Consider the following 17,915-nt stretch of genomic DNA (forward strand, 5'->3'; position numbering starts at 1 on the left):
ATTACCAAGTACATAATACAATTATTTTGTCAAGTCATTTTCAAAAAATAATTCCATGCGATCGCCCCGCAGTCGAGTAACGCCATACTCAATTACATTACCTTTTTGATCGACGTTTACCGACTCAGCTAAAAGAATAGGTTGATTGAGTCCAAGTGCCAACCACTGTGCATCGCGAGGTTGAACTAGACGCGCCGAAACACAAGTACTGCGACGTATATGATCGCATCCATATACCTGTTGTAAAAACTGAGAAATTGATTGCTTTTCTCGCAAAATCTCAATATTTTTTGGCTCTAACAAATCTGGAAACCGTTTGAGGGGAAAATATCCTGTCCCCACACTAATTGGTTCCTCATCCGCTAAACCTAAACGCTCAATTAAAGCCACCGATTCACCATAATTAATCTCCAATACTTTGGCAACGTTAATATCTGCGGTAACTTCCAAGGTGCGGAGTAGTTGAAACCTAGCTTGCCAACCCTGTGCTTTCAAGGTTTGATTGTAACGTACCCGTTTACCAATCGCATAGCGGATAGTTTTAGCTGCGACAAAAGTTCCGCGCCCCCTGTCAACTCGTAGCAATCCCTCATTTTTGAGCAATGCGATCGCCTGCCTGATTGTATGGCGATTGACGGCAAATTGTTCTGCTAACTTCGTTTCTGTTGGTAATTTATCTCCAACTTGATAAACCTCCTGTTGGATATTTTCTCGCAACTCGGCAGCAATTTGGGCGTAAATAGGCATTACTTCATTGTTCATATATCAATTATCAATATTTAGATTGTCAACTTACTCAAATTGCGCTACTCTATTTTCATCTAGATGTCTAGACAAATTAAGAATAGTTTAACAAAAAAGAATTCATGAGTTAGGAGCCAGAATTCTCCAATTTAAAATTTGGTAGCCTTAAATTCGCATATTCGCATACTTATCAAACAGAAAAATAGTTGCAACACTTTCGATTGTGAAAAGGGTTATTGACTAACTTTTTGGCAATCCCAAATTGAAAATCCAAAATAGTATGACCTATGGATACTGTAACGCCGCGACAAACATGGATGAATACACTAGCTAAAGCTGAACTCAAGCAACTAGAGGAACTGGTGAATAAATTAGGTACATTGCCGAGTTATAGCTTTTTACGCTCTCCAGAAATTGGTCTAGCGATGGTTCGGGGACGTGCTGGAGGTACAGGAGAGCCATTTAATTTAGGAGAAATTACCATGACTCGCTGTGTGGTGCAACTAGAGAGCCAAGCAGATGAAAAGATCGCCGGTTTTGGATATGTCGCGGGGCGATCGCACCGTCATGCAGAACTAGCAGCCCTGTGCGATGCATTATTGCAAAGTTCTCAATGGGGCGATCGAATTCAAGCTGAAGTCATTCAGCCCTTGCAAACAATAAGCCGAGAACAACAAGAACTCAAACAACGCCAAACCGCCGCCACCAAAGTTAACTTTTTCACGATGGTGAGGGGGGAAGGGTAAGAATTTGGGGCAGGGGGAGCAGGGGGAGAAATAACCAATACCCAATGACTAATGACTAAACTTACTTATTTACCAGGTTTTGAGGATTCGGTTCATGATGCCCAGCAGACATTTCGATCGCTACTTGATGCGAATGCTAGGCCGGGGACACCATACCCGATAACTGCTAACATGAGCGTGCCTTTAGGCTTAACGGCTGCTTGTGCTGCGGCTTGTCTGACGTTGCTAGATTTGGATGTTCGGGTTTGGCTGCAACCGAGTTTTGCTTCTACCGTTAGAGATTGGTTACTGTTTCACACTGGTTGTTGCTTTACGTTGCAACCTGGGGAGGCTGACTTTGCGCTGATTGGAGATTTGGCAGCATTGCCAGAATTGTCTAATTTTCGCTGGGGTACAGCAGAACAACCTGAAGCTTCGACAACGCTACTAATACAAGTTGAAAGTTGGGAAGGAGGACAAAGAGCGACGCTAACAGGGCCAGGAATTTTGGATCGCAAAGAAATTGCTCCTAATCTCCCTTGCCATTTTTGGGATTTCTGGGTGAAGAATCACCAAGCTTATCCTCAGGGTGTTGATGTATTTTTATTTACAGAAAATGCAGTTATGGGACTACCTCGCACGGCAAAATCTGAGGTCTGTTATGAGCGTTGATATCCGCGTTGCTAGTCGTGAGGATCTGTCAGTGCTGGTTGAGCTTTATGCACAGATGGATGGTGAGTCACCCTTGCCGACGGATAGTGCAGCAGAGATTTGGAATGCGATCGCCGAAATTCCCAACTATCAGATTTATCTTGCCTTCCAGAATCAAGAGCCTGTAGGTACTTTTAGTCTGCTTTATGTTCCCACAATGATGCATCGGGGTTATCACAAATTTGCAGTTCTAGATGCGGTGACTGTTATTCCAAGAGTTCGCAGTCAAGGAATTGGCACTTTGATGATGAAAGCTGCACTCAAAATCAGTGCAGAGGCAGGGTGTTATAAAGTTACGCTGTCTTCAAATTTGAAACGCGATCGCGCTCACCAATTCTATCAAGCACTGGGATTCGAGCAGCATGGCTGGAGTTTTAAGTGCGTAGTCCAGCCAAGTTACCAAATTAACAATTGAAAAAGGTAAAAATTCATGCCGTATGTTGCAGTCAAAGGTGGCGAACAAGCGATTGAGAATGCAGAAACGCTGCTTAAGAATAGACGCCGGGGCGATCCTGCTATCCCTGAACTGACGCTAGAGCAGATTGAACAACAGTTGACTTTAGCTGTTGAGCGGGTAATGTGTGAAGGCAGCCTATATGACCGAGAATTAGCAGCCCTCGCTATTAAACAATCCTGGGGCGATTTAGTCGAGGCAATTTTTTTGTTACGAGCATATCGCACAACACTGCCACGCTTGTATTACAGCCAGCCGCTAGACACCAGCAAAATGCAAATACAGCGGCGAATTTCCTCAATTTTTAAGGATGTTCCCGGAGGGCAGAACTTAGGCCCCACCTTTGACTACATCCATCGCCTGCTGGACTTTAAGCTGATGGCAGAATCAGAAGTTCCCACAGCAAAAGAAGCAGAGGCAATTAACGAACCAGTTCCCAGGGTGATTGATGCTTTAGACCGGGAAGGGTTAATGCAGGTGGAAGAGGATGGGGGGACAAGGGGACAAGGGGACAAGGGGAATTTATCAGAAACACTCCCCGCGCCCTGTTCTGACTTGACGCGTCAACCGCTTAGTTTTCCTGCGAAAAGGGATGCGAGACTCCAGAATTTGGCGCGTGCGGATGAGGGGTTTTTATTATCTTTGGCGTATTCGACTCAGCGAGGTTATGGCAGAAATCATCCTTTTGCTGGGGAAATTCGGATGGGGGAAGTGGAGGTGGTGATTTGCCCGGAGGAATTGGGATTTGAAGTGGCGATCGCTGATATTACTATTACTGAAGTGCAGATGGTAAATCAGTTTAAAGGTAGTAAGGAATTACCTGCTCAGTTCACTCGCGGCTATGGGCTGACTTTTGGTTATAACGAACGCAAAGCCATGTCAATGGCGTTGGTAGATAGGGCAATGCGAGCTGAGGAATTTGGCGAAACAGTCCAAGGGCCAGCCCAAAATGTCGAGTTTGTACTTTCTCACTCAGATAACGTTGAAGCACAGGGCTTTGTTCAGCATCTCAAGCTTCCTCACTACATTGATTTTCAAGCAGAGTTAAATCTAGTACGAAAGATGCGGCAACAACAGCCAAACACTCAATCATCACCTGAATTAACTACAGAAAATCATCAAACTGAGTTTGTTTTGGAAGAAGTCAAATGATTACAGGAATTAATCATATTACTTTGTCTGTTTCTGATTTGGAAAGGTCTTTTGATTTTTATACCAGAATTCTTGGTTGTCAAGCGATCGCCAAATGGAAAAAAGGCGCTTATTTACTTGCAGGTAATCTTTGGTTGTGTTTATCTTTAGATGCAAATACGCGCAAAAGTCTTGCGGCTGAGTATACGCATATTGCTTTTAGTGTTCCTGAAAAAGAGTTTCAAAAATATAGCGATCGTCTGATTTCTCTGGGTGTGGAAAAGTGGAAGGAAAATATTAGTGAGGGGGAATCGTTATATATTTTTGACCCAGATTTTCATAAGTTGGAATTGCATGTGGGTGATTTGTTTTCTCGAATTGCTGCAACTAGAGAAGTTCCTTATGAAGGTATGGAGTTTTTTGGGTGTGGTTAATTATTTTTATCACCCAGAGGCGCAGAGAGGAAAGAGAGATTAAAGAGAATATGATTTAGTAAGAATAATGCAAAATATTCAAGAATTAACAACATTAACTAAAGGTAAGATTGCGATTCAGGGGGCAGATGTGCTGGCTCCAGAGGGTTGGATTAAAGATGCAACTGTTTTAATTGAAGATGGGCGGTTTATTAGTATTGATGGGGGGAGTAGTCCTCAGGGGTTTGATTTTGTCAATGCTCAAGGACTCCAGATGTTGCCAGGAATTGTGGATTTGCATGGCGATGCTTTTGAAAGGATGATTTGCCCTCGTCCTGGAGTTAACTTTCCTTTATCAATGGCGATCGCTGAAAATGACCGGAATCTTTTGGCTGCTGGAATTACGACTTTTTTCTGTTCAATTACTGACTCTTATGAACCGGGTTTGCGAAGTCGAGATTCAGCTCGGGCTTTGATTGAGTTTATTTTGGAAACGGGAAAGCAGGTTTTAAGTTGCAATCATCGAATTCATATTAGACATGAAGAAGCAAATACAAAAGGGCATGAAGAATTATGTGATTGGCTGATATCTGGTCGCATTCAACTTTTGTCGATTAATGACCATTTGCCACCTGCTGGAGATGAGCAAATGTTAAGCCGATACCTCAATGGTTTACGGCGACGAATATCTATGTCTGACGAAGAAATTAAAGAATTTATCGCCCAAGTACAAGAACGGCGAGACGAGGGATACAAACAAGTAGAGGAATTAGTTAAGCTTGCTCATACTTACAATATTCCCTTAGCTTCTCATGATGATGATTGTGAAGAAAAGGTAGCAGAAAGTAAACGCCGTCAGGTTGCGATCGCCGAATTTCCTGGGAGTATTGCTTTAGCTGCCCAATCCCGTGCCTATGGTGCAGCAGTCCTCATGGGTGCGCCGAACTTAGTGCGGGGTGGTTCCCATGTCGGCTACATGAGTGTGGCGGAAGCCGCTAAAAATCATGTCTTGGATTGCCTTTGCTCAGATTACCACTATCCTTCCTTATTTCATGCACCCTTTAAAGTAGCTGAATTAGGCTTGATGAGTTTTGAACAAGCATGGACGCTAGTTTCTAGCCGTCCAGCAGCAGCAGCCGGAATTAGCGATCGCAAAGGCAAAATCTCTCCTGGGTTAGATGCAGATTTCTTGTTGATATCCCCCAATAATTCTTTACCTACTGCGATCGCATCTGTCTACATCAAAGGACAAGAAGTAGCCCGCTATCCAATTAAATACTTACAGCAATCCTAAATTCTTTATAACCGCTCAATCTTCTCTCTGCGCCTCTGCATGAGCTAAATCTACCTCACAATCTAAACACAAAAAAATGATTGCCACAATTGAAACCATTATTCAGCTATTTACCGAAAAAGGTTCCCAGTTATATGGCGCTGAAGCTGTCAGCCAGCTAGAACATGCACTGCAATGCGCCACCTTAGCTCAAAACGCAGGTGAAAGCAATGAATTGATTACTGCTTGTCTGCTCCATGATGTAGGGCATCTCATCCATAACTTAGGGGATAACGCCGCTACCAGAGGCATCGATGACCGTCATGAATATCGAGCCATACCCCTACTAAATAAGATGTTTGCACCGGCAGTCACAGAACCAATTCGTCTTCATGTCGCCGCCAAACGTTATCTGTGCCAAGTTAATTCTGAGTATTGGTCAACTCTCTCAAGTGGTTCTGTGCGTAGCTTAGAACTGCAAGGAGGTAAGTTTTCTCCTGAAGCAGCCGAGACTTTCATTTCTCAACCTTATGCCGAAGATGCCGTCAAGCTAAGAATTTATGACGACCAAGCAAAAGTAGCTAACCTGCAAACCCCAGATTTAAACCACTTCATTCCATCTCTTAATGCCTGTTTGCATTCACGCACCTTACCCCAGACATCACCAATAAACAGCAAAAATTAACAATGGAAAACATGCCCAGTCCTCAGTCCCCCGAAACAGGTTTCAACTTCGCCTACCTAGACGAGCAAACCAAACGCTCAATTCGTCGCGCCTTACTTAAAGCCGTTGCTATTCCAGGACATCAAATTCCCTTTTCTTCTAGAGAAATGCCCATGTCTTACGGTTGGGGAACTGGTGGAATTCAGGTAACAGCCTCCGTTATTGGTCAAACCGATGTGCTAAAAGTGATTGACCAAGGAGCAGACGACACAACCAACGCAGTTAACATTCGCCGCTTCTTCAAAAAAGTTTGTGGCGTGCAAACAACAGAACAAACTCAAGCAGCAACCTTAATTCAGACACGCCACCGCATACCAGAAACACCACTGCGAGAAGGGCAAATTTTGGTTTACCAAGTACCAATTCCCGAACCCCTACGCTGGCTAGAACCTTCATCTGTTGAAACGGGTAAAATGCACGCCCTAGAAGAATACGGCTCAATGTACGTCAAACTTTATGAAGATATCACCACACACGGACACATTGCCACATCCTACGACTACCCGGTGATGGTACACGATCGCTATTTAATGAGTCCTAGCCCAATCCCGCGCTTTGATAATCCTAAAATGCAGATGAATCCTGCACTCCAGTTATTTGGCGCCGGCAGAGAAAAGCGCATATATGCAATCCCCCCCTATACCAAAGTCAAAAGCCTCGACTTTGAAGATCATCCCTTCACCATAGAACGTTGGGACAAAGCTTGTGAGCTATGTAGTTCTACGGAAAGCTATTTAGATGAAGTAGTAATTGATGACCAAGGCGGCAGGATGTGGATTTGCTCGGATACAGACTACTGTCAGGGGCAGAGGGACAGGGGGGCAGGGGAGTGAATATCAAAGATTCATCGCCGAATATCAAAGATTCATCGCCGAATATCAAAGATTCACCGCCGAATATCAAAGGTTCATCGCCGAATATCAAAGATTCATCGCCGAATATCAAAGGTTCACCGCCGAATATCAAAGGTTCACCGCCGAATATCAAAGGTTCACCGCCGAATATCAAAGGTTCACCGCCGAATATCAAAGGTTCATCGCCGAATATCAAAGGTTCATCGCCGAATATCAAAGGTTCACCGCCGAATATCAAAGGTTCACCGCCGAATATCAAAGGTTCATCGCCGAATATCAAAGGTTCATCGCCAATGCCCAATTCCCAATGCCCAATGCCCCATACTTCTCTACGAGAGGCTGCGCCAACGACTACGCTCAGGACAAGCTCAGTACAAGTGCCCAATGCCCTATACCCAATACCCTATGACTAAACCTCTTTTACAAGTTCACCAATTGAGTAAATCTTACGGCGCAATTAAAGCGTGCGATCGCATTTGCTTTGATTTATATCCTGGGCAAGTTCTGGGTATCGTCGGCGAATCGGGGTCGGGTAAGTCTAGTTTGCTCGGTGCGATCGCCAACCATTTCCCCATTGACCAAGGTAATGTTACTTATACAACTCGTAGCCAAGAAGACTTAGAAATTACTCGACTTCCCGAACCTCAACGCCGCCGATTGATGCGAACTGAGTGGGGTTTTGTCCAGCAAAATCCCCGTGATGGTTTGCGAATGAAAGTGAGTGCAGGAGCGAATATTGGCGAAAGGCTGCTAGATGTTGGCGTGCGGCACTACGGCAATATTCGCGATGAAGCTGCTCACTGGTTGCGACAAGTGGAAATCGATCCAGCGCGGATGGATGATTTACCAGTAACTTTTTCTGGAGGTATGCAGCAAAGATTACAACTAGCTCGTGTATTAGTGACACGTCCCCGGCTGATATTAATGGATGAACCAACTGGAGGACTTGATGTATCAGTGCAAGCGCGGTTATTAGACTTATTGCGATCGCTAGTGCGAAATTTTCATCTCAGCGTCATTGTAGTCACACACGATATAGGTGTTGTCAGGCTGCTAGCCCATCGCTTGCTAGTCATGCAACAAGGGCAAGTAGTGGAATCAGGTTTAACTGACCAAGTACTCGACGACCCCCAGCATCCCTACACTCAACTATTAGTCAGCGCTGCCTTAACACCATAACAAGAGGATGGGGAAGTGTGGGGAGTGTGGGGGGATAGGGGAGAAAGATTTCTTGCCACACCTCCCACACCTCCCACACTTTCTGTTCAACCCGTGCCCAATCCCCAGTAACAATGCAATCATTAAATAATCATCGCCATCTTTCCACTAACATTTCTACCAACACCGTTTTGCAAGTAGAAAATCTGCGAAAAGGTTTTACTTTGCATCAGCAAGGAAGCGTTCGCCTATCAGTTTTAGAAGGATTATCCCTGAGTGTGAATGCTGGGGAATGTCTAGCTTTATCTGGGCCTTCTGGTTCCGGGAAGTCTACTTTGATGCGCTGTTTATATGGTAACTATCGCGCTGATAGCGGCTCAATTTGGGTAAAGCATGGAGGAAATTGGGTTGATTTGTGTCAACTTCTGCCCCATGAACTGTTAGCGGTGCGGCAGAAAACCATAGGATATGTCAGCCAGTTTTTACGAGTGATTCCCAGAGTTCCCGCCCTAGAAGTTGCCGCAGAACCACTGATGGAATTAGGGATAAAAACAGAAGTTGCTTTTGACAAAGTAAAAGAATTATTTCATCGTCTCAACCTACCAGAACGTTTATGGAAACTCTCCCCCACCACGTTTTCTGGAGGCGAAAAGCAACGGGTTAATCTCGCCCGCGCCCTGTGTGTAAACTATCCGATTTTGCTACTCGATGAACCTACATCAGCCCTAGATGCTACGAATCGCCAAGTAGTCATAGAACTTCTCCAAGAACACAAAGCAGCTGGCTGTGCTTTAGTTGGAATTTTTCACGATCAAGAAGTGCAAATGCAACTCTGTAACCGCCAATTAACCTTTGCTAAGGATAATTGATCGCAAATTCAAAATAATCGTAGCTTGGGCTTACCGTTTGAAAATTCCATGCCCCATGCCCCATGCCCCATGCCCCATGCCCAAATCCTATGAATGAGCAAGTATACACAAATTATCGCCTCCAACTTCCCCATGAGGAAGTGCTGGGTACGCTTGTAGTGCGAGATGGATTGATTGCTGACATTCAGCCAGGAGTTGTTACTCATGGGTTGAATGGTCAAGGAGATTATCTCATGCCTGGGTTGATTGAACTGCACACGGACAATTTAGAACGCTGTGTATCTCCGCGTCCGGGAATTCGCTGGCCTTTGGAAGCAGCAGCAATTCACCATGACCGAGATTTAGCTAGTGCTGGAGTGACAACTGTATGTGATGCGATCGCCATTGGTGACATAGCTGTTGGTTCCCCACGTTTAACTAATTTTGCCCCGATGATTGATATTATCTGTCGCGGGCAAAAAGCTGGACGCTTTTGTGTGGAACACCGGATTCACCTACGTTGCGAACTGGCATACGATAAGGCTTATGAAATTACCGCACAATATATAGACAATCCGCTGTTATCGTTAATTTCTCTAATGGATCATACCCCTGGTCAGCGGCAGTTTGTCCGTTTAGACAAGTTCAAACAATATTACATGGGCAAACACGGAGCCACACCAGAGGAAATTGATGATTTCATCGTGGTTCGTCACCAACAACAACAAATATATGCACAAAAAAACCGCGCGGCTTTGGTGGAAATCGCCACAGCCAAAGGTATTTCCTTAGCCAGTCACGATGATGCAACAGTGGAACATGTTCAGGAAGCGGTACGAGATGGAGTAGTAATAGCCGAGTTTCCTACCACTTTAGAAGCAGCAAAAACAGCCCACAGTTTTGGACTGCAAGTTTTGATGGGTGCGCCTAATCTAGTTTTGGGCGGTTCTCATTCTGGTAATGTTTCGGCGATGGAATTGGTTTTGCAAAATTTAGTCCATGTTATTTCTTCTGACTACGTTCCCCAAAGCCTGCTGCAAGCTATCTTTCTCATTGCTGACAAAACTGGTAAGCCAATTTATGAAGCGATGCAATTATTTACCAGTAATCCAGCGAAAGCTATTCACCTATTTGGCGATCGCGGTAGTCTCGAACTAGGTAAACGAGCTGATGCGATAGCTGTTCATTATGATGGTGTAGTCCCACGCTTGACTGCAACTATCTGTCAAGGTCGTCGAGTCAGTTAAATGAAAAAGCTAGAAGCCAGATTTCAGCAATGCTTGAAGTGGCGCACTGGAATCTTTGACAAATTTTTAGAATAAAACAGGGAACACGAAAGACCAACTCTAAACAGCAAACAAGATAGCTAAAACCATAGGTTGTTTGGTAGAAACATTCAATAAAAGTTTGACATCAGTTATCAGTTATCAGTTATCAGTAGTAAATGATAACTTATAGCTGATTGAAACTTTAATAAATCACTAAGTTTGCTGTTTCTACTTCTTCTTTCGCTAAAGCCAATGCCTGATAAGCAGTTTTAAACCTAGTCTCATCTGTAAATTTCTGGCCAAACCGCTTTAAATAAGCTTCCAGATATCTAATGCGTAAGTGTGGGTCAGCCGGACTTTGAAGAAAAGGCAAGTCTGCTTCAACCATAAATCGGATAGCTAACAAAGGTACAGGGCTACGTAGTGGACGGAAGTCTGGGTTGTGTAAACCCGGACTTTGATTGCGTTTATGAAATTCTCCAATCATTAGTCCTGATTCGACAAACAAAGGTTTAAGTTTTTGTTGTATATTATCTATGCTTTTAGTAGCATCTTCTATATGGATGTCAGGAAATATTAGCAAAAAAGCTTTACTAAGTTTTAATTCATGTTCTTTAACATCCATCTCTAGAAAGATATCTCGATAGCGTTTGACAATATTTTCTATTTGTTCTGGATACAAGTCTTTCGTGCGAATAACTGCCAAACGAATATTGTTAGATCTTAGAGAGTGGGGTACAAAAGGACAAACTGCACCCGGTCTTCCTAAATGAGGATGAGGTCTTCCTAAAAAATTTTTAACCCAATCTAAAATTTGAATGAAGTAGGGAAGGTCTTCGTTTTCCTGAAGTTGTTCAATTTCAATAGGTGTATAGAGTTGCATTAGCGTCAGTCAAGTGTAGTAATTGTTAAATGCTGAATTCAAATTCATTTGATGATGCTATCTGATAGCTGAATCAATTTTTATCTAAAAAATCAGCCTTCATGATGTTGCATTTTGGGCTGATTTGTAATTATTACCAGATAAAAATCGTTTTAATATTTCGTGCGATTCAATTTAGAGAAATGCACATAGCTAAAAATATATTTCAGCCTCAAGTAATTTATTTGTGAGCATCATTTGTAGTATTATGGAAAATATTTTTATTTTTTTTGACCTTATCCCCCTGCCTTTTTAGCCCTTAAAAGCTAATAATATTTTTAACAAAAGTATTATAAAGTTAATATCTAAGTGTTTAGTTTTATTGTAAAAATTTAGTATAGATTTTCAAATACTGATAGTATGTAGCGTAAAATATCAGTATTCTTACTTTAAGAGTAAGTATTTTAGTTAAAATTTGAATATTCTTAGAATCAGGGATAATTTGTGATTACAAAGACTTACAAGCGCTGATAATACAGAAATGTAGAAAAGCAGAAAGTTGCGATCGCAAGTGATTATCTCAACTTCATACAAGCTATAAATATGTACATACTTAGTATTATTTTATAGTCAAAAGTTTTGGTATTTAATTTACAGCAGATTGGAGATTAGTAGGGAACATTGTTGCATCCCTACGCGTATATGTCATTTACCTGAAAAATACTGTAAATAGACAATTGAGGATGATATTATTAACCTGCTAAAACAATCACAGGTTAAAAGTTAAATTTTCTCTTTACCAGCAGCTTTATGAATCCAATAAGCTCCAGTTATATTAGCACTTAGATGTGATTTGTACAGTTATTTATACCCTCAAGGAATAAACAAAGGGCAATAGCAAAAGTATTCATTGCCTATTGCCTTTTTCCTTCAGATGTAAGTAATTTTTTGCACACAATCAAATCGGATTCATTTGTCATTTTTCATTAGCAAAAGGCAAATGAGAAAAGACAAAGATTAAAAATTAATTTCTGGAACTACATGTCTGCCCAACTACAAAGGGTTAGTTATTTCCAACGTATTCTTTGACTACAGCCATAGCATTAGGAGGAATTTCGGTAATTAGCCGGAATGGAAATGCCGGGGTTGATGTAGAGTTGACATAATCTGATGTGAGAAACACAGCGTAGTTTTTCGCTTCTGGAGTCAGTTGTGCAGCGAAGGATAAAGTTAAAGCTTTAACTAACTTACGAACATCAGCTGCTTTTTCGTTGACAACTTCACCGCCACTGATAGGTGTATTTGGTTTTCCCTTTTGATCCTGAGTGGTACTTGGGTCTTTGACACTCAAATGAGTACCTCCAACTACACCAACTAACCATTTGGGGGATGGGATTTTATCAAATCCCACAATTTGTTCGGTTAAAGCCGGGGTGGTTTTATCTGCTGAACTTGTTAACACCAGGGTAGGAACCTGCACCTTGCTTAACCCAGTTTCACCAAATATCAGAGAAGTTGTAGGATTGAGAGCGATCGCTCCTTTAATTCTGTTATCCCGCAATTGATAGCTATTTTCTGGCAGTTCTTGAGCGATACACTGCATAGCTTCTCCTAAACTCAAGATCGCCAAGTTCTGTTTGCAGCGTTGTTTGAGACGTTCTAGTTGTAACTCGGCACCAGCAATTGCCAAAGCTGTACCACCACCAAAAGAATAGCCAACAACCATCGCGTTCTGAGTCGCAAGTTTCCCAGCAAGGGGGTTATTAGCTGTTTGATTGAGCTTTTCTAACTCGTCGAGAACAAAACTAATATCTTGAGGGCGAAGCAAAAACTCCTCAGGCTTGACAAATCTGTTTTTCCCTTGTAAGGCTGAGCCAACATTTGTCGCATTACTACCAGGATGTTCTAAAGCTGCGACTACATAACCGTGGGATGCTAGATGTTCCGCAAGATAACGCAAGTCCGTGCGGATTGAACCGAAACCGTGAGAAAAGACAATCACAGGTTTGTCAGGAGTTGCAGCAGTTGACCAGTAAACATCAACTGGAATTTTGCGATTGTGCTTTTGGTCATCCAAGTCTAATTTGAGTATTTCTACTTTAGCGGTTCCTGGTTGCGAGGGGTCAAAAGGAAAAGCAACCTGGGGTGTCAAGGGCTGTGGTGTCAGGAGGCCAAGTTGAGGTGCAATTGCCAACATAAACTGCTGAGTGCGCCAAAAAGCGGTATTCAAACTCCCTGCAACCTTAAAAGCCTGCGGTACATTTATTTCTAAGCGTTTACTCGGATAAGCAGCGATAAAACTGAGTATAGAAAGACCCTCTGGTGCAGTAGAGCCTAATACTAATCCTGCCCTGAGTGCTTGTACTCCAGCTTTGTCTTCCCTGGCTAAAGCAGTGGCCAGATCGTTGAGAATACTTGTACCAATCTGCGTATTAAGTAATCTATTAATGGTGACAACATTTAACGGTAGATTCGTGTTTAACGCACCCAAAAAGAACTCGCGTTGTTCTTGGGATAGTCGTTTAGTGTAAGGCTGCAAACTACTAGGTAATTCCCTAGTTTTTGCAGCCTTTTGCAACTCAGCAAGGGTGATGGATTCTGTAAATAGACCAAAACGAACAACAACTGTGTCAGCTGCTTTTGCACAAGTATTTGTACTGAATTGCGTCAGTGCAATGGCGCACAAAAAACTACCAAGTTTTTTCAGACCTTCCCAACTTCTAGCCATGAAGATTTTCACCAATTCATACTTACGTGAATATAGCGGATATTCGTGTATTTGACTACTTCATTTGCTGTCAAGAAATAAACGCAGATTTTTTGTTGGAAGTTAATAGCGATCGCCCCTAAGTGGTAAATGTATTTGCTAATGCGATCGCAACTCATCAAAAACATCACAAAAACAAAGAACTGTACAATTTATTACAGCTAAAAATTTGAGTCAAAATCGGTGTTAATAGCCACAAAAAACCGATTGTTTCTCAACTAAGTTAAATATTGCAACAAATTTCCTTTGTGATTAGTCACTAGCCATTAGTTATTAGCCCCTTGCTGATAACCAATGCCCCATCCGCAATGCCCAATCAATAATCTGTTGCAGGTGAATAGTCTTATTGCTGTTGCTGCACTACCATTACTCTTCAAATTGCGCCAGTAGCACCAACACTTTTTTCTAATTTTATGCTTCCCAGACTCATTTATATTTTTATTTTTCTGATCTCGCTAAGTACTATTGCATTATGGTGGCCTGTGAATGATTCTGTTTGCAATTCTGAGGCTTTTTTAGCATCAAATACTACAAAGTTTCAAGTAGAAGCCAGTAAAGTTGTTGTTCAGCCGTGGCATGGCAAACATAAATCATACGGAATCTTTATGATTCCTGATGAATACAAAAAAGCTCCATTTTTTGTGTTAACAGTCAAAGGTGCTGGCAATTACTGTTCAAAACAATTCGGTTATAGAAAAAAAATTGATAATATTGTTGCTCAGCCAGGAACTTATCTATTGAGAAAGTTCATTAGAACTCGAACATCTGTGCGATTGATTCTCCAAGGTTTGTACTTTCAGATCAATGATAAAAAGAATTGGACATTAACTTTCCCTCAAGTAAAAGTCGATTAATAGTAAACATTTTTAATCCAATTGCATGAGGTAAAAATTGATTGGCTTTGAGGCAGGAGCCAGGAGGGAGAAGAATTTTTATATTTAATTCTCTATAGCAATCTGTGTAGGAGTTGCAAAATTCCTCATGAAGGTAGGGAATAGGCAACAGGCAACAGTCAAGAAGAACGTACAAATTTACTCTAGCTTTCACAAATGATTTAGGACTGCTATAGTTGTCTACCTCATTTGGTTGCAAACTGCTGTAAGTACTTTTCAAACAACCTCTTAATTATGGGCGTATGAGACGCCACACCACAAGATTAGATTTTTTATTTCTTGGAAATGCTTAAAGTTAGTATTTTCCAAAATCTCGGAATCACTAATTACGAATTAGGTCGCTGGTTGAGTTGCTAAATCCTCGTTTTTTTCTAATAAAGCAGTGGTAGCATTGACCACAATCTGCGCTGAACCTGTGAAAAACGATCGCTCAATAGTCGCTAGAACATCGCTGGGTTGATGATAGTGGGGACTACGTAAATTTGCGGTATCCGTTACCAGTACAGCACCCACTCCTTGATACCAAAACGGTGCATGGTCGCTGCGTAAAGTATCTGGTGTCAGTAAGCCTTTGAGAGGAATTGGCAGCCTTAAAAGTGCTGGCAAATAAGATTCTTGTTTATTCAGAGCAGTTAGGGGAATGTTCTGGGAGTTTTGAAACGCATTCAATAAAGGTAAATGTTCTGTATCACCAACTACCACCAAAAAATCGCCCTTCTCGCTAGGTGGTGTAACAGGCAATCCAGCAGGATATTTTTGACACCCAGACGTGTAACAAGCATAACCTACCATATCCATGACGATCGCCCCGCCCAAATTTTCTAAACGTGCCTTCTTGGCGACAAAAGCCTGACTACCTAAAAGTCCTGCTTCCTCTTGGTCAAAAAAAGCTAACTGTAACGTCCGTGGTGTGGGATGGGAACCCAACAGCCGCGCAACTTCCAGCATTACGGCTATACCGCTGGCGTTATCATCGGCGCCTGGAGAAGAGGCAACAGTATCGTAATGCGCTCCTACGAGAATTGCTTTAGCGGCTTTGTTAGTTCCTGCACGTTCGGCAAAAATATTTACACCGTCCGAGAACTTTTCTAATTTAGGTGTCCAGCCGAATTTTTTCAGTTCATTTGTGATATATGTGCGAGTACGCGATCGCTCTGTTGTCGTGTAACGCTGAAAATTCAAATTTTGGATATGGTTTAACAGTCTTTCACCAGACACTTGTAGGGTACTGTCAACTTCCTGAGACCCTGGCTGTGGTTCTGGTGTTTTTACTGGAATGCTCTGAACAATCTCTGGTGAGGGAGGCTGTTCAAAAAAAGTGCTACCTCTGCTACTCACCGTGACAACTGTCATCACCACCAACAGTATCAGCCAGATCCATTTTCTCATGTGATTTATCCTTGGCTTATCCAAGTTGTAGTTTGTTCAATTATCTATGATTGGACTTTTTGAGTGTCTGGAGTGTCCATACAATCAAATGACCAATGATTCCTTGACGTACAGAGCCAGCAGATTTATCCGTGGAATCAATGGAAAGTTTTTTCATCCAAAATTCCCAAGCCCCAGATTTATTCGTGGGGTTAATAATCTAAAATTGTCTGGCTCACTTAAAAATTTGCTCAAAGAAATACCAACTCAATTAAAGAGTCCATCAAGAAGGCATTTTCTTTTTCCAAACTGCGATCGCGTTAGGTTAGATTGATTGAAATAATACTACTTAATTGCTGGGCAAAAATTGATACTTGATATTTAGACAAAACGAGAATATTTTAGCCTTTTTCCCTCGATAACAAAAGTTATAATTATAGCATTTATTACTTATATAAATGCCTACAAATGTTTATAAAAAAAGCAACATATGAACGGAACCAGCATTCTATCAAACATACAGACAACACAGACAGTTCGGATTCTGATTGTTGAGGATGAGTATATCCTGGCTATGAATTTACAAGAAATTTTAGAATCGCTGGGATACACTATTCTAGATATTGCTGATTCCGCAGAAACAGCAATTGACAAAGCATCTGAGCTACTCCCGAATTTGGTTTTGATGGATATCCGGTTACGGGGTGAAATAGACGGCATTCAGGCGGCAGAGCAAATCTGGAATCGTCTTCAAATCCCTGTCCTCTACATCACCGGACATTCTGACAAAAGCACTGTAGAGCGAGCTAAATTGACAAATGCTTTTGGTTATATTCTCAAACCTGTCAAAGAGCAACAACTTTACGTTGCAATTCAAACAGCACTCAATCGCTATCAAAACGAACAATTGACACAATTACAACGGCTCAACGAGTTAAAAGAGAATTTTTTAGCAACCACCTCTGATGAAATACGAATGCCCTTATGGAACATCAAAATGACAATCTCTGTGCTAGAAAAGATTCTGGAGCGCGAGGACATTTTAAATTCAGAACTACTTTCTCCATTTGAATCTGTCGCTGGGTATTTAAGTATTTTGCGTCAACACTGCGAACAAGGGCTAGATTTAGTAAATAATTTGCTGTCTGTGCAAATGATTGATGCAGATGTCCATCCATTAAAATTAACTTCATTTCAACTTCAAGACTGGCTTCCTCAGGTAGCTTCACATTTTCGAGAACGTGCCAGATCTCAGCAGCAGATTTTCCACCTTAGCATCCCCCCAGATTTACCAGCTATAGTTTCAGACTTAGCTATTCTGACTAAAATTGTCTCAGAGTTACTTAACAACGCCTGTAAATATTCTCCTCCCGATGAAGAGATTAGATTAGCTGTCCGGCTAATCTACACTACAAAAAGTTTCATCAATGATGATACTGAATTTCAGACAATAACTACTTCTCAAGTGCCCTTCTTTGAAATTACAATTAGCAATTCTGGCGTCCTAATCCCTACAAAACAACAATCTCGAATATTTGAGCCATTTTACCGGATTCCTGACAACGATTTCTGGAAAAATGGCGGTCCAGGGCTGGGCTTGGCATTAGTTAAGAAGCTCTTAGAATATCTCCAAGGCACAGTAGAAGTTACTAGTATTCATGGTTGGACAAGATTTACAGTTCTACTACCTTTAAGTCTGCAAATTTTTTAAAGTAAGGGATT

Annotated in this window: 19 protein-coding genes; 14 read left to right on the forward strand and 5 right to left on the reverse strand. The window is 41.9% G+C overall.

Annotated elements, in window-relative coordinates; translation table 11 throughout:
- Positions 1–21: 21 nt before the first annotated feature.
- Positions 22–762 (reverse strand): phosphonate metabolism transcriptional regulator PhnF, encoded by a 741-nt coding sequence (gene phnF, locus H6H03_RS03560; RefSeq protein ID WP_242057741.1) that lies wholly within the window; start codon positions 760–762, stop codon positions 22–24.
- A 269-nt stretch (positions 763–1,031) separates the two neighbouring features.
- Here phnF and phnG point away from each other — a divergent pair, with 269 nt between their 5' ends.
- The 12 genes from phnG to phnM all read left to right on the forward strand — a co-directional run bounded on the left by phnG (position 1,032) and on the right by phnM (position 10,282).
- On the forward strand, positions 1,032–1,490 hold the full coding sequence (gene phnG, locus H6H03_RS03565; RefSeq protein WP_190953755.1) for a phosphonate C-P lyase system protein PhnG: 459 nt from the start codon (positions 1,032–1,034) through the stop codon (positions 1,488–1,490).
- Between the two features lie 51 nt (positions 1,491–1,541).
- A complete protein-coding gene (gene phnH / locus H6H03_RS03570) occupies positions 1,542–2,141 on the forward strand; it encodes a phosphonate C-P lyase system protein PhnH (protein ID WP_190953756.1) in 600 nt (199 codons plus the stop codon).
- A complete protein-coding gene (locus tag H6H03_RS03575) occupies positions 2,131–2,595 on the forward strand; it encodes a GNAT family N-acetyltransferase (RefSeq protein ID WP_190953757.1) in 465 nt (154 codons plus the stop codon). The genes phnH and H6H03_RS03575 overlap by 11 nt, the downstream gene beginning before the upstream one ends.
- 15 nt (positions 2,596–2,610) lie before the next feature.
- Positions 2,611–3,786, forward strand: a complete 1,176-nt coding sequence (locus H6H03_RS03580; RefSeq protein ID WP_190953758.1) for a carbon-phosphorus lyase complex subunit PhnI — start codon at positions 2,611–2,613, stop codon at positions 3,784–3,786.
- On the forward strand, positions 3,783–4,199 hold the full coding sequence (locus H6H03_RS03585) for a fosfomycin resistance glutathione transferase (RefSeq protein ID WP_190953759.1): 417 nt from the start codon (positions 3,783–3,785) through the stop codon (positions 4,197–4,199). The genes H6H03_RS03580 and H6H03_RS03585 overlap by 4 nt, the downstream gene beginning before the upstream one ends.
- A 67-nt stretch (positions 4,200–4,266) precedes the next feature.
- A complete protein-coding gene (locus H6H03_RS03590; protein WP_190953760.1) occupies positions 4,267–5,472 on the forward strand; it encodes an alpha-D-ribose 1-methylphosphonate 5-triphosphate diphosphatase in 1,206 nt (401 codons plus the stop codon).
- Positions 5,473–5,548: 76 nt separating this feature from the next.
- Positions 5,549–6,136 (forward strand): phosphonate degradation HD-domain oxygenase, encoded by a 588-nt coding sequence (locus H6H03_RS03595; RefSeq protein WP_190953761.1) that lies wholly within the window; start codon positions 5,549–5,551, stop codon positions 6,134–6,136.
- Between the two features lie 2 nt (positions 6,137–6,138).
- Positions 6,139–7,008: an alpha-D-ribose 1-methylphosphonate 5-phosphate C-P-lyase PhnJ gene (locus tag H6H03_RS03600; protein ID WP_277926132.1), complete on the forward strand. Its 870-nt coding sequence runs from the start codon at positions 6,139–6,141 to the stop codon at positions 7,006–7,008.
- Positions 7,005–7,442 carry a hypothetical protein gene (locus tag H6H03_RS03605; protein ID WP_190953762.1) on the forward strand — a complete coding sequence of 146 codons (438 nt, stop codon included), beginning with the start codon at positions 7,005–7,007 and terminating at the stop codon, positions 7,440–7,442. The genes H6H03_RS03600 and H6H03_RS03605 overlap by 4 nt, the downstream gene beginning before the upstream one ends.
- Entirely contained in the window at positions 7,435–8,208 is a 774-nt protein-coding gene (gene phnK / locus H6H03_RS03610) for a phosphonate C-P lyase system protein PhnK (RefSeq protein ID WP_190953763.1), read from the forward strand. The genes H6H03_RS03605 and phnK overlap by 8 nt, the downstream gene beginning before the upstream one ends.
- Before the next feature lie 113 nt (positions 8,209–8,321).
- On the forward strand, positions 8,322–9,056 hold the full coding sequence (phnL, locus tag H6H03_RS03615) for a phosphonate C-P lyase system protein PhnL (RefSeq protein ID WP_190953764.1): 735 nt from the start codon (positions 8,322–8,324) through the stop codon (positions 9,054–9,056).
- Between the two features lie 89 nt (positions 9,057–9,145).
- On the forward strand, positions 9,146–10,282 hold the full coding sequence (gene phnM / locus H6H03_RS03620) for a phosphonate metabolism protein PhnM (RefSeq protein ID WP_190953765.1): 1,137 nt from the start codon (positions 9,146–9,148) through the stop codon (positions 10,280–10,282).
- A 223-nt stretch (positions 10,283–10,505) separates the two neighbouring features.
- Here phnM and H6H03_RS03625 read toward each other — a convergent pair whose 3' ends face one another.
- The 3 genes from H6H03_RS03625 to H6H03_RS03635 form a co-directional block, all read right to left on the reverse strand.
- Positions 10,506–11,186 carry a DUF6875 domain-containing protein gene (locus H6H03_RS03625; protein ID WP_190953766.1) on the reverse strand — a complete coding sequence of 227 codons (681 nt, stop codon included), beginning with the start codon at positions 11,184–11,186 and terminating at the stop codon, positions 10,506–10,508.
- Positions 11,187–12,228: 1,042 nt separating this feature from the next.
- The gene (locus H6H03_RS03630) at positions 12,229–13,893 is read right to left on the reverse strand and encodes an alpha/beta hydrolase (protein ID WP_190953767.1); all 1,665 of its coding nucleotides are present in this window, start codon (positions 13,891–13,893) and stop codon (positions 12,229–12,231) included.
- A gap of 8 nt (positions 13,894–13,901) precedes the next feature.
- Entirely contained in the window at positions 13,902–14,063 is a 162-nt protein-coding gene (locus tag H6H03_RS03635; protein ID WP_190953768.1) for a hypothetical protein, read from the reverse strand.
- A gap of 282 nt (positions 14,064–14,345) precedes the next feature.
- Between H6H03_RS03635 and H6H03_RS03640 the strand changes: the two genes are divergently transcribed.
- The gene (locus H6H03_RS03640; protein WP_190953769.1) at positions 14,346–14,786 is read left to right on the forward strand and encodes a hypothetical protein; all 441 of its coding nucleotides are present in this window, start codon (positions 14,346–14,348) and stop codon (positions 14,784–14,786) included.
- 372 nt (positions 14,787–15,158) lie between these two features.
- Here the strand turns inward: H6H03_RS03640 and H6H03_RS03645 are convergent, their stop codons facing one another.
- Positions 15,159–16,214: a M20/M25/M40 family metallo-hydrolase gene (locus H6H03_RS03645; RefSeq protein ID WP_190953770.1), complete on the reverse strand. Its 1,056-nt coding sequence runs from the start codon at positions 16,212–16,214 to the stop codon at positions 15,159–15,161.
- Between the two features lie 469 nt (positions 16,215–16,683).
- Between H6H03_RS03645 and H6H03_RS03650 the strand changes: the two genes are divergently transcribed.
- Entirely contained in the window at positions 16,684–17,904 is a 1,221-nt protein-coding gene (locus H6H03_RS03650) for a hybrid sensor histidine kinase/response regulator (RefSeq protein WP_190953771.1), read from the forward strand.
- Positions 17,905–17,915 lie beyond the last annotated feature (11 nt).

Source organism: Nostoc paludosum FACHB-159 (assembly GCF_014698835.1).
GTDB classification, from domain to species: domain Bacteria; phylum Cyanobacteriota; class Cyanobacteriia; order Cyanobacteriales; family Nostocaceae; genus Nostoc; species Nostoc paludosum.

Bases quoted from the DNA above. Each gene is read 5' to 3' on its own strand.
- H6H03_RS03630 (WP_190953767.1), bottom strand. From the start codon at position 13,893: ATGGCTAGAAGTTGGGAAGGTCTGAAAAAACTTGGTAGTTTTTTGTGC.
- H6H03_RS03645 (WP_190953770.1), bottom strand. From the start codon at position 16,214: ATGAGAAAATGGATCTGGCTGATACTGTTGGTGGTGATGACAGTTGTC.
- H6H03_RS03585 (WP_190953759.1), top strand. From the start codon at position 3,783: ATGATTACAGGAATTAATCATATTACTTTGTCTGTTTCTGATTTGGAA.
- H6H03_RS03580 (WP_190953758.1), top strand. From the start codon at position 2,611: ATGCCGTATGTTGCAGTCAAAGGTGGCGAACAAGCGATTGAGAATGCA.
- phnM (WP_190953765.1), top strand. From the start codon at position 9,146: ATGAATGAGCAAGTATACACAAATTATCGCCTCCAACTTCCCCATGAG.
- H6H03_RS03590 (WP_190953760.1), top strand. From the start codon at position 4,267: ATGCAAAATATTCAAGAATTAACAACATTAACTAAAGGTAAGATTGCG.
- phnG (WP_190953755.1), top strand. From the start codon at position 1,032: ATGGATACTGTAACGCCGCGACAAACATGGATGAATACACTAGCTAAA.
- H6H03_RS03625 (WP_190953766.1), bottom strand. From the start codon at position 11,186: ATGCAACTCTATACACCTATTGAAATTGAACAACTTCAGGAAAACGAA.
- H6H03_RS03600 (WP_277926132.1), top strand. From the start codon at position 6,139: ATGGAAAACATGCCCAGTCCTCAGTCCCCCGAAACAGGTTTCAACTTC.
- phnH (WP_190953756.1), top strand. From the start codon at position 1,542: ATGACTAAACTTACTTATTTACCAGGTTTTGAGGATTCGGTTCATGAT.
- H6H03_RS03575 (WP_190953757.1), top strand. From the start codon at position 2,131: ATGAGCGTTGATATCCGCGTTGCTAGTCGTGAGGATCTGTCAGTGCTG.
- phnL (WP_190953764.1), top strand. From the start codon at position 8,322: ATGCAATCATTAAATAATCATCGCCATCTTTCCACTAACATTTCTACC.
- H6H03_RS03595 (WP_190953761.1), top strand. From the start codon at position 5,549: ATGATTGCCACAATTGAAACCATTATTCAGCTATTTACCGAAAAAGGT.
- phnK (WP_190953763.1), top strand. From the start codon at position 7,435: ATGACTAAACCTCTTTTACAAGTTCACCAATTGAGTAAATCTTACGGC.
- H6H03_RS03650 (WP_190953771.1), top strand. From the start codon at position 16,684: ATGAACGGAACCAGCATTCTATCAAACATACAGACAACACAGACAGTT.
- phnF (WP_242057741.1), bottom strand. From the start codon at position 762: ATGAACAATGAAGTAATGCCTATTTACGCCCAAATTGCTGCCGAGTTG.
- H6H03_RS03640 (WP_190953769.1), top strand. From the start codon at position 14,346: ATGCTTCCCAGACTCATTTATATTTTTATTTTTCTGATCTCGCTAAGT.